The following is a 13,087-nucleotide window of genomic DNA, read 5'->3' on the forward strand; positions in this document are numbered from 1 at the left end:
CAGTCATTTATGGCTGACATTTGCGGAGCAAATGTGTTGACCCTTTCGTTCCCCAAGCCCTTCCGCTACAGTCCAAGCTTGCCCTTTTGCATGAATCCCACCGGAAAAATCCTTTCTTTTTTCCCCGTACTGTATTAAAATGAAGAAAATCAACTGAAATATACACCACCGAAGGAGGTTTTTTCCCATGCTGGGTTTCCATTCTGACGGCATCCGCCTGTTTGGCGCATCCGATACACTGAAAGCAAATCTGAAAAAAAGAAAACTGCCACTGGTTGGCAGCACTACCGGCAATACCCTGGTATTTGCCATTGATGACGAAACCGTCATCCACAAACGCCCTTACAACATTTCTTTCGCAGCCGCTTCCACACCCTGGTTCGTCTGCGGACTGACAGGGGTTCCTGAGTATCCCCAGGCACTGCCCTTTGACAGCGAACATGACCTGACAGCATTCATCACAGCCATGTACTACGCTTCTCAGGAATTTCTCCATCTGGACATCGAGCTGTCCTTCATCAAACAGACCTTAGGCGCAGACCCCACAAAAGTCATTCGTGCCTACGAAGAATCTGATTTTGACAAAATCCCCAAAGGCACCCCTGTCATTTGCTTCTACTTCGGCAACGGCGGTTTTCTGGAAACAGACCGTATTTTCCATGTGCTGACAGGGGATCATGGTCTGGATATGGGGCAGGTGACATTGGCAGGCTCCTTTGCTTCCAAGCAAAGTCTGCTGGTAGCCTTTGCCTTGGCAGAAAAAAGCGAATAATGCTTTACTTCTGACAAAAGCCATGCTACAATGAAGCCGCAGGAGTATTCCTTCTGCGGCAAATACAGAGTAGGACTTTGTGCGTTAAGTGTCCTGTGAACGGGGAGTTGTCACGGGAACGAAAAGAATTTTCTTGCGATACAAAATCCGCATCCCGCTGTTTCATAATAAAGACATGAGCACTCTTTGTTATCACAGCCTACCCCGCTAGAAACGGGGGTATTTGCATAGAGGCGTCCCATCTGACACACAGACACGAAATTTCCCCGGTTTTGTTGGAGATTTCGTGTTTTTTTGTATCCCATGGGAACGGTTTTCGCGGTTTTCTTCTGGAAAACTGCTGTTTTGCATGTTGTTTGATTTGGAGATAACAAGGAGGTTTTTTTATGTCCGAAAACAGAAAATTCACCACCAAGCAGCTGGTCATTATTGCTATGCTGGTGGCACTGAACGTGATTTTATCCCGTTTCTTATCCATTGCCGCATGGAACATCAAAATCGGCTTTGCCTTTGTTCCTGTCGTATTCGCGGCGCTGTATCTTGGTCCCTGGCAGGCTGCTCTGGTAGGCGCATTGGGTGACTTCATCGGTGCGACACTGTTCCCCATTGCGGCATACTTCCCCGGTTTTACCATCACCGCTGCCATTGTTGGTCTCATTTACGGTCTGTTCCTGTCCAAAAAACAGACCATGCCCCGCATCCTTGGGGCAGTGCTGGCAACAGAAATCATCGGTTCTCTGCTGCTGAACACCTTATGGATCAGCGTATTGTATGGTTCTCCTTTCCTGCCGCTGATGGCAACCCGTGTATTCCAGTGTCTGATTCTGGGCATCGTGGAAATCGTGGTCATCCGCATCATGGCTGGACTGGTGCCCCGTCTGGTTCACAGCGCATCCTAAAAAATAAAACAAAACCCCCTGCCGCTGCTCACGGCAAGGGGATCAGGGTGTCGAAAATTCGACACCCTGTCGTCAAAGCCTCATTTCATTCAAGGCTTTGACGAGTAGACAGAAGTATAAAGCCCAAGTTCCATCAGCTAAAAGCCTTGAAACTTGGGCTTTTCCTCGTCAGAAGTAAATTCCGACTGCGGATTCCAGTTGGGGAACTCCACACCGCAAGACATGCGGACAGCCATTTATGGCTGGCATTTGCGGAGCAAATGTGTTGACCCCACACCGCAAGACATGCGGACAGCCATTTATGGCTGGCATTTGCGGAGCAAATGTGTTGACCCCACACCGCAAGACATGCGGACAGCCATTTATGGCTGGCATTTGCGGAGCAAATGTGTTGACCCCACACCGCAAGACATGCGGACAGCCATTTATGGCTGGCATTTGCGGAGCAAATGTGTTGACCCATTGTTCCCCAAACCCTTCCGCGTTCTTGAAAAATGTAAACCTTAGTTTTGCTACAGTTTATTCCCGAATCTTCAGTTGTTCTCCCTGCTCAATGGTCAGCAGGGCTTTTTTGATTTCAATGCCAGCGGCATAGCCTGTGAGCTTACCGTTTGCCCCTACCACACGATGGCAGGGAATGAGGATGGCAATGGGATTTTCATGGTTGGCACGGCCGATGGCTCTTGCCCCTTTGGGGATACCCACAGCGGCAGCGATTTCCCCATAGGTGGCTGTCTGCCCATAAGGGATTTTTCTGAGTTCCTGCCATACCTGTTTCTGGAAAGGTGTTCCTTCCGGTGCCAAAGGCAAATCAAATGTTTTCCGTTTCCCATCCAGATATTCCTGAATTTCCACCGCTGCCAGTTTCAGCAGAGGGGTTTCTGTCATGTCAAATTCTTCCGGCAGACCGCCCATATCTCTGCCGAATGTGACCCGAACGATGGCGCCAAATTTCTCCCCGATGCCGATTTCACCGACTTTTGTCTGGTAAAACCAGATGCGCTCCATTTCCTCGTTCCATTCCACTTCCATATCCATTTCTTCTATGTGCATATTATTCTCCCTCTCTTACTTCCCTGAGCCAAGCGATTTCTCTGGCATAACCGTCCAATTCATTGGGTGTTTCCAGCAAAAAGGGCAGATGTTTCAGCTTAGGATGGTTGATGATACGGCTCAGTGCCGCCATACCAATTTCCCCTTCATCCAGACAGGCGTGTCTGTCCTTATGGCTGCCCATGGGATTTTTGCTGTCGTTCAGATGGATGGCTTTCAGCCGTTCCAACCCGATGATGCGGTCAAACTCCGCCAGCACATCATCCAGATGTTCCACAATGTCATATCCTCCGTCGAAAACATGACAGGTGTCCATGCAAACCCCTAATTTTTCTCCCAATTCTACTTTATCTATGATGGCGCGAAGTTCCTCAAAATTTCTGCCTACTTCTGTGCCTTTGCCTGCCATGGTTTCCAGCAGTACTTCCGTCTGTGTTTCCGGTTTCAGCACACGGTTCAGCAGGTCAGCAATCTTTTCGATGCCCACATCCGCCCCCTGTTTCACATGACTGCCAGGATGGAAGTTATACATGGCTTCCGGCAGATGGGACAATCTGCCCAAATCCTCCGCCATGACGTTTGCGGCAAATTCCCGCAGACCTTCATCAGCGGCACAGGCGTTCATGGTATAAGGCGCATGTGCCAGAATTTTTCCAAAGCCTTTTTGAGCCGCAAAAGCGCGGTAAGCGGCAATATCCTCTAAATCCAATGCTTTCACGCTGCCCCCTCTGGGGTTTCTGGTGAAAAACTGAAAGGTATTGGCGCCGATTTTCTCTGCCATTTTGCCCATGGCAAGATACCCCTTTGACGCCGATAAATGACATCCAACCCAAAACATAGTTGTCCTCCCTTATCCTTCGTAATAAACAATATTGGTAAATACGGTCATGACCTCTCCCCGATTGATATACGTATGGGGGCGGGAGGAATCGAACTGTATAAAATCCCCTTCTGCCATGACATATTCCACTGTCTCCAAAACCAGCACCAGTTCCCCTGCCGTCACCAGCAAAGATTCCCGGGTATGGGTGCCGTGCCCTTCTGAAGTAAAAGAAGCGCCTGTGTCCAGCTCACTGTTGAAGAACTCAAAATCCCGGCTGCCTTCCGCCCGATTGTAATGATACACACGGTAGCCCTTGCCGTCGTCCACCAATGCGCTCTCAGCTTTTGGCACAAAAAAAGGCTTGGTAGCCTGAATGTCGATGAGCTGGGTATAGGGCACCTGTAAACCGGTGGCAATCTTCCACAGGGTGTTAATGGTAGGGCTGGATTCGCCTTTTTCCACTTGGGAAAGCATCACCTTGCTGACGCCGGACAATTCCGCCAGTCTGCCCAAAGAAAGCCCCCGTTCCGTCCGCAGACGTTTCAGGTTTTCCGCGATGATTTCGTTCAGTTCCATGGCGCTTCTCCTTTCCGCAAAATCTTTTTCGTTCTTATTGTACGCAAAAACCCTTTGTCGTGCAACCCAAAAAGGCTTTTCGCCGGAAAAATCAGGGTTTTTGCTTGCTTTTGGCCTTTCTTGGAGGTATAATGTGTAACCGTTGAACAATAATCATGAAGATAGAAAGGAACCGATTATGGGCGCAAAACTCATTGCTTTTTTCAAAAAAGAAACCATTCTCTGTGTGGCAGCGCTTTTGGCAGTCATTTCCATGGCGTGGATTCCGCCGGACGGGGAATACATGGGCTATATCAACTGGCAGGTCTTGGTGCTGCTGTTCTGCCTCATGTCCGTCATGGGGGGCTTGCAGGCTCTGGGCATATTCAAAGCCATTGCCAATACCCTCCTCCACTGGGCAAACGGTCTGAGACAGCTGACACTGCTGCTGGTGATGCTGTGCTTTTTCTTTGCCATGGTGGTCACCAATGACGTTGCCCTCATCACATTCGTTCCTTTTACCATACTGCTGCTGCAAATGGCAGATCTGACAGGGGAAATGATTCCCATACTGGTATTGCAGACCATTGCTGCCAATCTGGGCAGTATGCTGACACCCATCGGCAACCCCCAGAACCTGTATCTATATACGGTTTCCGGCATGTCTCCGGCAGATTTCGTTCTGACCATGCTGCCTTTGACACTGCTTTCCCTGTTCCTTTTGGTGCTGTGCTGCATGCTGACAAAAGACGTGCCCCTTTCCGGTCAGATGCTGCCGCCTATACAGGGGGAAGCCTTTTCCATGCGGGAAAAAGTGACTCTTTCCGCACTGCTGATGCTCTTTGCTGCCTGCCTTATGACCGTATTCCATGTAATGCCTTACTGGACAGTGCTGGGCATCTCTTTGGTGTGGTTCGTATTTTTTGAACGGGATGTGCTGGGCAAGGTGGACTACAGTCTGCTCATCACCTTTATCTTCTTTTTCGTGTTCATTGGAAACATGGGGCGCATTCCAGCCATGCGGGACGCCATTGCTTCCATACTGGCAGGACGGGAAATGATCGTTTCCTTCCTCTGCTCCCAGATTATCAGCAATGTGCCTGCGGCAGTACTCCTTTCCGGTTTCACAGACCACTGGAAAGACCTGCTTTTTGGCGTCAACATCGGCGGTCTGGGTACCCTCATCGCCTCCATGGCAAGCCTGATTTCCTATAAATTCTTTGTGCAGGCAAACGAAAAAGCCAAAGGCAAGTATCTGAAACACTTTACCATTATGAATATCCTCTTTGCCATTCCACTGCTGGTGGTGGCGTTTTTCCTGTAAGCACTTCCCCTTTTCTTCGGAAAAGGGGATTTTTTTCATTTTTCTTACAAAAATCAAATGCCGTTGACATTATCGATATTCGATGATACTATCAAATCAAGAATTATCGATAATCGAGTATAGGAGGTGGTGGACATGGCAAGAGAAAAATTCCAGACCCTGACGGAGCAGATGTTTTACATCCTCCTGTGTTTGCAGGAAGAATGTTACGGCATGGATATCATGGAAAAAGTGGCTGCCATGACAGCGGGACGCGTCACCATCGGTCCCGGCACCCTTTACAATTTGCTGGAACAGTTCCAAAAAGCCGGCATCATTGCCGAAACCCGGGTGGAGGGACGAAAACGCTGCTACCAGATCACCCAAACGGGACTGGATATGTTGGAGAAGGAGTATCAACGTCTGATGCTGCTGACGGCGGATTACCACCGCTATAAAGGAGGGCTTTGACATGAAACGCAAATACCGACTGGAAAGTTTCACCTTTTACGAAACAGACAACATTGCTGCCCATCTGTCCCAAATGGCAGAGGAGGGCTGGGCGCTTTCGTCTGTGGGACGTTATTTCTGGAAATATACTGCCATTGCGCCGGAAAAACGCACTTACGGCATCACCTTTTTTCCTGATGTTTCCGCCTTTGACACAGAGCCTTCTGAGGCACAGGAGGACTTCATTGCCTACTGTGAAGAAGCTGGCTGGAACTATGTGACCCAATGGCAGCAGATGCAGATTTTCTACACCACCAAAGAAAATCCCATCCCACTGGAAACAGACGAAACCCTGCGGCTGGAAACCACCCACCGCGCCATGCGGAAAAACTATCTGCCGGCGATGGCAGCACTCTTTGTGATCCTTTTGATACAGCTTTTCCAGTGCGTTTCTAACCTGCAAAAAAATTTGCCCCGATACCTGACAGACTTTACCCAGTGGTTTCTGCTCCTGCTGTTTTTTGTCCTTGGCATTTACGCATTGGCTGATTGTCTGGCTTACTTGCGGTGGCGGAAAAAATCTCTCGCGGCTGTGGAAGCCGGCGGATGCTGTCTGCCTGTGGGAAAAGGAATGCGTATCGTGAAAAAGCTTTACTTCTGGCTGGTCATCTTCCTTTTTTGGGGTGTCTTTCTCAGCATGAGCGCACAGGGCTTCGACAAAGTATTTATGTGGGTGCTCCTGATGTTTCTGGTATTTTCGGTATTGGTTTCGCTGACGTCTTACCTCATGCGGAAAAAGAAAGCATCCAGAAATATCCATAGAGGCGTACTCATTGCCCTTGCCTGCATCCTGCCTATCATCACCACGGCAGTTTCTTTCCAATATCTGATGAATGAAAAGGAATCCACAGAAGGCGAGGAAACCTACACCGCCACCCTTTCTGACGGCACCACTTACACCACCATTCTGGAAAAGGACACACTGCCTCTCACCACGGCAGACCTGACAGAAGTGCCGGAGGATGCCATCTATTCCACGTCCTGCGAGAAAGAATCCTCTTTTCTGGCAAAACGGATAGACTGCGACCAATCCACCCCTGGTGGTTCCCCAGAGGCGCCGGAATTTTCCTATGAGGTACTGGAAGTATCCTATGATTTCCTCATAGAACCATGCATCCGCTCCTATCAGAAGCCTTTCCTGCCGAAATATGCCGATTCGGAAAGCTGGGAACCTATTTCCATTTCCGGTACCGACAGAGCATGGCAGTTCCACGGCGGCGATGGCGCCCGCCCCTATTATCTGGCACAAAAAGGCAATCGTCTGGTGTATATCCACTTCTACTGGCAGGCACAACAAGACCAGCTGGAAAAAGCCATGAACATCCTTTTTGCCCAAACCTTATGACACAAAAGCCGAAAGATTCTCAAAAGGAATCCTCCGGCTTTTTCTATTATGGCAAAAAATCTTCTCGAATAGGTGTGAACACATCCAGCAAAATCAGTATGGTTTCTCCTGTATTCACCACTTCATGGGGAACATCCGGCGGAAAATAAACTACACCGTCTGTTGTCAGATGAAACGTTTCCCCCTCCATAGTCACGTCACATGCGCCTGCCAGCACCATGGTCATTTGGGCATGGGGATGGCTGTGCAGTGCCAGCACGCCATGGGGTTTGACCTCATTGCGCACCATCATCATTTCTTTTCCATAAAACAGCTTTCTTTCCAATACTTCCTGTTTTTTTGCCGGCAGTTCCGACCAATTTGCAAATCGTTCCATAGACATCCTCCTTTTTTAAAGTAACTTTTCAAATGCGATTTTTTCGCTATTGTCAAAGCAAACGGTACCGCAGTAGGTAAATCCCTGTTTTTCCAGCACACGCTGCATCATGCGGTTATCTCCGTCCGTATCCACCCGGATGCTGGAGATATCCCGTTCTTTGCACAATTCTTCCGCAAAACGGAAAAAGGCAGGGGCAGCGCCTTTTCCTTTGCAGACATCGTCGATTGCCATGCGGTGGACAACGCCGTAAGGCAAATCGCTAAGCCACTTTCCTTCCAAATCGTTGTAACAAGGCTCTCCTGTAAAACAAATGCAGGCATATCCCCGCACCTGTCCTTCCGCTTCCATGACATAGCCTTCCCCACGCTGCAAATCCCCAGCAATGGCTCCTTCATTGGGGTAGCCTGTCTGCCACTGGTCTACGCTGTTTTCCCGCAGAAATACTTTCGCCTGTTCGATGAGGGCTGTGGCTGTCTGCAAGTCTTTTTCTGTTGCTTTGCGAAATGTAAATGGTTCCATGTTTCTTCTTCCTTCCTCTTTTCGTGTATATACACGCTTTTGGCAAAAAGGCATTACGCCTTCTGCAATTCCTGTATCTTGTAGAGGGCGCTGCGCAATGTCTGCATGTTGTCTTCCCCCAGCATTTCATTGAGGTTTTCCTGCAATTGTTCCCAAATCACATGGGCTTCTTCTATTTTCTGCTGTCCCGCTTCTGTCACAGCATAGCGATGGTTGCGCTTGCCCGGTTCCGCCTTATCGTAGACCCACCCCTGTTCCACCAGTATTTTCAGATTCCGGGTGACGGTGCTTCGCTCCAGATTCACATAGTCTGCCAATTCTCCTGTGCTGGCTTCTTCCAGTCTGGACAGATGCAGCAGCAGAGAAAACTGCTTGGTGGTCATACCTGTAGGCTGCAAACCCTCGTCATAATAAGCGGTGATGGCATTTGCCGCCCGACACAATGTGATGCAGTAACATTTGCTTTTATTGATCTGCTGATATTTCATGGTCTCCCTCTTTTCGTGTATATACACATAATAAAAGTCCTATTCGTTTTTGTCAATATTTTTTCCCAAAACAAAACCGGCTTTCTGAAAACAGAAAGCCGATTTTTGACAAACATTCTATCTAAAATTAAAGTTCTTTCGGTTTGTAAACCTTTCTTGCAATGAAGATTACCAGAATCATAGATACGATTGCGATAGGCAGGTTGATGATCCAGTTCTGGATGATGGCTGTCAGCACATAGTTCACTGCGGAAACAGCCGCTACTATGATTGCGTAGGGCAGCTGTGTGGAAACGTGGTTGATATGGTCACACTGCGCACCTGTGGATGCCATGATGGTGGTATCGGAAATAGGAGAGCAGTGGTCACCAGCAACAGCACCAGCCAGTGTAGCCGCTACAGTGATAACCATCAGTTCGCTGCTGGGGTCCAGAATAGGAACAACGATGGGCAGCAGGATACCGAATGTACCCCAGGATGTACCTGTGGAGAACGCCAGGAATACGGCGATCAGGAATACGATAACAGGCAGCATCACGTTCAGCACGCCTGTGCTGTTCTGCAGGATACCTGCAACGAACACGTCAGCACCCAGCAGACCTGTGATACCGGACAGTGTCCAAGCGAATGTCAGGATCAGGATCGCAGGTACCATTGCACGGAAACCTTCGGGCAGACATTCCATAAATTCGTGGAATTTCAGCACACGACGAGGGATGTACATAATGAATGTCAGAATCAGTGCCGCAATGGAGCCCAGAGCCAGAGCGATGGAAGCGTCACAGCCTGCGAAAGCGTCTACGAAAGGTACGCCATCGAAGAAGCCGCCAGTATAAATCATACCGATGACACAGCAGATGATCAGGATGATAACAGGCAGTACCAGGTCGATTACGCCGCCTTTGCCAGTTACCTGTGTATCAGCCGCATTTTCAAAAGGTCTTGCGTCTGTGGTAAACAGATCATTTTTCACCTGCGCGTTATGTTCATGCAGGTACATGGGACCAAAGTCGAAGTTCAGCAGTGTCAGTGTAATCATGGTAACAAGGGTCAAAAGCGCATAGAAGTTATAAGGAATGGAACGGATGAACAGTTCCAGACCGTTGTAGCCTTCTACAACGCCGGATACGGCTGCCGCCCAGGAAGAAATGGGTGCGATGATGCAGACAGGCGCCGCTGTCGCATCAATGATATAAGCCAGTTTCGCGCGGGAAACGTTATGTGTGTCTGTAACGGGACGCATAACGCTGCCGACGGTCAGACAGTTGAAATAGTCGTCTACGAATACCAGAACACCCAGCAGGAACGTGGAAAGCAGCGCGCCTTTTCTGGTTTTGATTACGGAAGATGCCCATTTGCCGTATGCGGCGGAACCGCCGGCTTTGTTCATCAGGGCAACCAGAACACCCAGTACAACCAGGAAGATCAGGATACCGCCGTTATAGCTGTCTGCTATGTTGGAAAGCAGACCGCCGCTGGTCTCATTTGTGACCATAACGATGAAAGCTTCTTTGATATTAAAGTTTGTGTAGAACAGTGCACCGGTCACGATACCTACAAACAAGGAGGAAAAAACTTCCTTTGTGATCAGTGCCAGAATGATTGCAACCAGTGGAGGTACCAGAGACCAGAAGGTTGCATACATGTTGCTTGTAACTTCCGCTGTTTCCCCTTCCGTACCGAATGCGGTAACGGTAAAGAGCAGCAGAACAGCTGAGCAAACCAGGAAGGTTCTCAGCCAATTGGATTTTCTTTGAAACATACCCCTTTTACTCCTCTCAAAAACATTACATCATTTATGATTGCGCCCCTTGTGTCACCCACAAAGGCAAAAACAGCTTGCGGAGGCAATAAAAAAAGCCCGTGGCACGCGCACACAGGCTCCGCTTTTTTTCGCAGGAACAGCACACCCCAGGAAGGGGCTTGCTTTTTTTGATAGCGCTCCACAAAAGTGACAGTCCGCCGCATATTCTGCTGCGTCCCAGCCCCGGAGCCATCGGACCTGCTCCCGAACTTCGGCGGATTCCCCTTTCATCCCTTTTTGCCGTCCCGCATTTCTTCCAAAGGGTTACTGATGGTTTCCGCACCTCTATCTGTTTTATTTTCTGTCCGCCAGCTTAGCAGACATCATCTACATCATTCATACCATATCCCACATACAAAGTCAAGCCTTTCTCCCAAAAAAGGACGTTTTCTCCTGTTTTTTCCAATTTTTCTGTACTTTTTGGGGTGGACATGTTTTTTTCCTACCATTTTGCTTTTCATTTTTGCCAAAAACTGTTATGATAAATAGGCAGAAACCAAAACATTTTATTAGAAAAAGAAAGGACGGCGATACCTATGGCAACTGCTCATATTGCAGCCGAAAAAGGCGCATTCGCAAAAACCGTGCTGATGCCCGGCGATCCCCTGCGCTCTAAATTCATTGCGGAAACATTCCTGGAAAACCCTGTACTGGTGAACAATGTACGTGGTGTTCAGGGCTATACTGGCACATACAAAGGCGTACCTGTATCCGTCATGGCAAGCGGCATGGGCATTCCCTCCATCGGCATTTACAGCTATGAACTTTACAGCTTCTTTGGCGTGGAAAATATCATCCGCATCGGCTCTGCCGGCGCTATCAGCGACAAACTGCAGCTGCGTGACATCGTGGCAGGCATGTCCTCCCACACCAACTCCAACTTTGCAGCACAGTACAACCTGCCCGGCACATACGCACCTACCGCAGACTACACACTGCTTTCCACAGCAGTAGAATCCGCAAAGGATCTGGGTCTGGATCTGAAAGTAGGCCCTCTGCTTTCTTCCGACACATTCTATGATGATGACGAAGAAGCCCTGCACAAATGGGCAAAAATGGGCGCTCTGGCAGTAGAAATGGAATCCGCAGGTCTGTATATGAATGCGGCTCGTCTGGGCAAACGCGCACTGGCAATGGTAACCATTTCCGACATGCCTTTCACCGGCGAAGCAACCACACCGGAAGAACGCCAGAACACATTCACACAGATGATGGAAATCGCGCTGGAAACAGCTATCCGCATGGACAAACTGTAATTCTATCACACAGTAATTTGACAACACAAAATCCTGTATGCCGGCTCAGCTTGTCAAAAAATGAGATTTTACACTTTTGCAAGGACGCGGAAGGGCTTGGGAAACGAAGGGGTCAACACATTTGCTCCGCAAATGCCAGCCATAAATGGCTGTCCGCATCTCTTGCGGTGTGGGGTGTCCCAAATTCAATCCGCAGTCGGCATTCACTTCCGACGAGGAAAAGGCGAAGTTTCAAGGCTATTTGCCGATGGAACTTCGCCTTTATACTTCTGTCTATTCGTCAAAGGCTTGAATGAAATGAGCCTTTGACGACAGGGTGTCGACTTTTTCGACACCCTGAAAGTACAGGCTTTTTTAAATCAATGCCTTTTTCGGGGACAGGCAGCAGAAAGAAAGGGGCTTTTTGTATGCTCAGACAGATTCACACCGGCGGCATTTATAACCTCTATCCGCTGGAGGGCAGCAGTCAGTGGTATTGGGGCATGGACTGCACCGGCGGCGACCTTTACGAAGGAGAGGAACTTTTTACGGATGGGCACCAAGTTGACCGGACACGGCTGATCTTTATCCATCAGCCTGACGGGAAGGTTGTGGAGCCGATCCCTTCCAAAAAAGGACAGTATTTCGGTCGTCCTTTATTCTATGAAAACAAAATCATCCTCCTTGTGGCAGATTTTCCAGAAAAACAGCTTCGCATCCTTTCCTACGACCCGGAAACAGAAGCCATATCCACCCTTGCCACACTGCCTCGCTCCATCACAGAGGATTGCTACAATTTACAATTGAAACTTTCTCCTTTGATGCTGGTACGTCAGGGACAAGAAAACAATTTGGAAATCCTGTGGCCTGTGCAGAAAACATATGCCATGGATTTGCAGGAATCCTTCCGGTGCCGCCACGGAGACGAGCTGTATTTCGAAACATGGTATGAAGACCCGGATTACCGGGACGAAATCGTCATTCGGGATTTTCACACAGGCAATGTCCTGAAGCGCCTTCCCGGTATCCTCATGACCACGCCCGACGGAGAAATATGGATGCTGGACTAAATCATAACCACGCCTAAAAGATGTGGTTTGCACTAGCCCTATAAGGGCTTATTAAGAGCCAGCGCCTAAATGACGCTGGCTTTCACTTCGTTCAAGCCTTGGTGGTATGATTATCTGCTACCCTTAAAAGGGTCTTCATACTCTTTTGTATTCAACTTATCTTCAATTTGATCTTGTTTTTCCTGTTCTCTGATATATTTTTGAATCGTTGCTGTATTTAAACCGACTGTACTTACATAATATCCTGTTGCCCAGAAATTCCTATTTCCGAATTTATACTTCAGATTTGCATGACGATTGAATATCATCATTGCACTTTTTCCTTTTAAGTA

At 48.6% G+C, this 13,087-nt stretch carries 16 protein-coding genes and 2 riboswitches; of the genes, 8 read left to right on the plus strand and 8 right to left on the minus strand.

What is annotated here, in order from left to right; genetic code table 11:
- Positions 1-187: 187 nt before the first annotated feature.
- The 3 genes from BUB35_RS15850 (at position 188) to BUB35_RS15860 (ending at position 2,178) form a co-directional block, all read left to right on the plus strand.
- Entirely contained in the window at positions 188-772 is a 585-nt protein-coding gene (locus BUB35_RS15850; protein WP_072853328.1) for a hypothetical protein, read from the plus strand.
- 63 nt (positions 773-835) lie between these two features.
- Positions 836-934: riboswitch (THF riboswitch) on the plus strand.
- A 224-nt stretch (positions 935-1,158) separates the two neighbouring features.
- On the plus strand, positions 1,159-1,671 hold the full coding sequence (locus BUB35_RS15855) for a folate family ECF transporter S component (protein WP_072853330.1): 513 nt from the start codon (positions 1,159-1,161) through the stop codon (positions 1,669-1,671).
- 153 nt (positions 1,672-1,824) lie between these two features.
- Positions 1,825-2,178, plus strand: coding sequence for a hypothetical protein (locus BUB35_RS15860; protein WP_143185479.1), 354 nt, complete (start codon positions 1,825-1,827; stop codon positions 2,176-2,178).
- A gap of 12 nt (positions 2,179-2,190) precedes the next feature.
- Here the strand turns inward: BUB35_RS15860 and BUB35_RS15865 are convergent, their stop codons facing one another.
- From BUB35_RS15865 to BUB35_RS15875, 3 genes are read right to left on the minus strand one after another with little or no spacing between them, the layout of a single operon-like run.
- Positions 2,191-2,724 (minus strand): methylated-DNA--[protein]-cysteine S-methyltransferase, encoded by a 534-nt coding sequence (locus BUB35_RS15865; protein WP_306530716.1) that lies wholly within the window; start codon positions 2,722-2,724, stop codon positions 2,191-2,193.
- 1 nt (position 2,725) lies between these two features.
- The gene (locus tag BUB35_RS15870; protein WP_072853334.1) at positions 2,726-3,562 is read right to left on the minus strand and encodes a deoxyribonuclease IV; all 837 of its coding nucleotides are present in this window, start codon (positions 3,560-3,562) and stop codon (positions 2,726-2,728) included.
- Between the two features lie 12 nt (positions 3,563-3,574).
- On the minus strand, positions 3,575-4,123 hold the full coding sequence (locus BUB35_RS15875) for a helix-turn-helix domain-containing protein (RefSeq protein ID WP_072853336.1): 549 nt from the start codon (positions 4,121-4,123) through the stop codon (positions 3,575-3,577).
- A 178-nt stretch (positions 4,124-4,301) separates the two neighbouring features.
- On the opposite strand from BUB35_RS15875, the gene BUB35_RS15880 reads away from it, so the two are divergent.
- The 3 genes from BUB35_RS15880 to BUB35_RS15890 all read left to right on the plus strand — a co-directional run bounded on the left by BUB35_RS15880 (position 4,302) and on the right by BUB35_RS15890 (position 7,260).
- Positions 4,302-5,426 carry an SLC13 family permease gene (locus tag BUB35_RS15880; RefSeq protein ID WP_072853338.1) on the plus strand — a complete coding sequence of 375 codons (1,125 nt, stop codon included), beginning with the start codon at positions 4,302-4,304 and terminating at the stop codon, positions 5,424-5,426.
- A 135-nt stretch (positions 5,427-5,561) separates the two neighbouring features.
- A complete protein-coding gene (locus tag BUB35_RS15885; protein ID WP_072853340.1) occupies positions 5,562-5,876 on the plus strand; it encodes a PadR family transcriptional regulator in 315 nt (104 codons plus the stop codon).
- A 1-nt stretch (position 5,877) separates the two neighbouring features.
- Entirely contained in the window at positions 5,878-7,260 is a 1,383-nt protein-coding gene (locus BUB35_RS15890) for a DUF2812 domain-containing protein (RefSeq protein ID WP_072853342.1), read from the plus strand.
- Between the two features lie 46 nt (positions 7,261-7,306).
- Here BUB35_RS15890 and BUB35_RS15895 read toward each other — a convergent pair whose 3' ends face one another.
- From BUB35_RS15895 to BUB35_RS15910, 4 genes are all read right to left on the minus strand, one after another.
- Complete coding sequence (locus tag BUB35_RS15895; RefSeq protein ID WP_159432906.1) at positions 7,307-7,636, minus strand: cupin domain-containing protein; 330 nt, start codon at positions 7,634-7,636, stop codon at positions 7,307-7,309.
- A gap of 15 nt (positions 7,637-7,651) precedes the next feature.
- On the minus strand, positions 7,652-8,158 hold the full coding sequence (locus tag BUB35_RS15900) for a GNAT family N-acetyltransferase (protein WP_072853357.1): 507 nt from the start codon (positions 8,156-8,158) through the stop codon (positions 7,652-7,654).
- A gap of 53 nt (positions 8,159-8,211) precedes the next feature.
- Positions 8,212-8,646, minus strand: coding sequence for a MarR family winged helix-turn-helix transcriptional regulator (locus tag BUB35_RS15905; RefSeq protein WP_072853346.1), 435 nt, complete (start codon positions 8,644-8,646; stop codon positions 8,212-8,214).
- A 127-nt stretch (positions 8,647-8,773) separates the two neighbouring features.
- Positions 8,774-10,408, minus strand: a complete 1,635-nt coding sequence (locus tag BUB35_RS15910) for a Na+/H+ antiporter NhaC family protein (RefSeq protein ID WP_072853348.1) — start codon at positions 10,406-10,408, stop codon at positions 8,774-8,776.
- Positions 10,409-10,574: 166 nt separating this feature from the next.
- Positions 10,575-10,746, minus strand: a riboswitch (Lysine riboswitch).
- Between the two features lie 240 nt (positions 10,747-10,986).
- Between BUB35_RS15910 and deoD the strand changes: the two genes are divergently transcribed.
- Together deoD and BUB35_RS15925 are read left to right on the plus strand one after the other, a co-directional pair.
- Positions 10,987-11,706, plus strand: a complete 720-nt coding sequence (deoD, locus tag BUB35_RS15920; RefSeq protein WP_072853351.1) for a purine-nucleoside phosphorylase — start codon at positions 10,987-10,989, stop codon at positions 11,704-11,706.
- 407 nt (positions 11,707-12,113) lie between these two features.
- Complete coding sequence (locus BUB35_RS15925; RefSeq protein WP_072853353.1) at positions 12,114-12,755, plus strand: hypothetical protein; 642 nt, start codon at positions 12,114-12,116, stop codon at positions 12,753-12,755.
- Between the two features lie 110 nt (positions 12,756-12,865).
- Here BUB35_RS15925 and BUB35_RS15930 read toward each other — a convergent pair.
- A partial coding sequence (locus BUB35_RS15930) for a transposase (RefSeq protein WP_072853359.1) occupies positions 12,866-13,087 on the minus strand: 222 nt, incomplete at its 5' end.

Source organism: Anaerotignum lactatifermentans DSM 14214 (genome assembly GCF_900142265.1).
In the GTDB taxonomy this organism is placed as follows: domain Bacteria; phylum Bacillota; class Clostridia; order Lachnospirales; family Anaerotignaceae; genus Anaerotignum; species Anaerotignum lactatifermentans.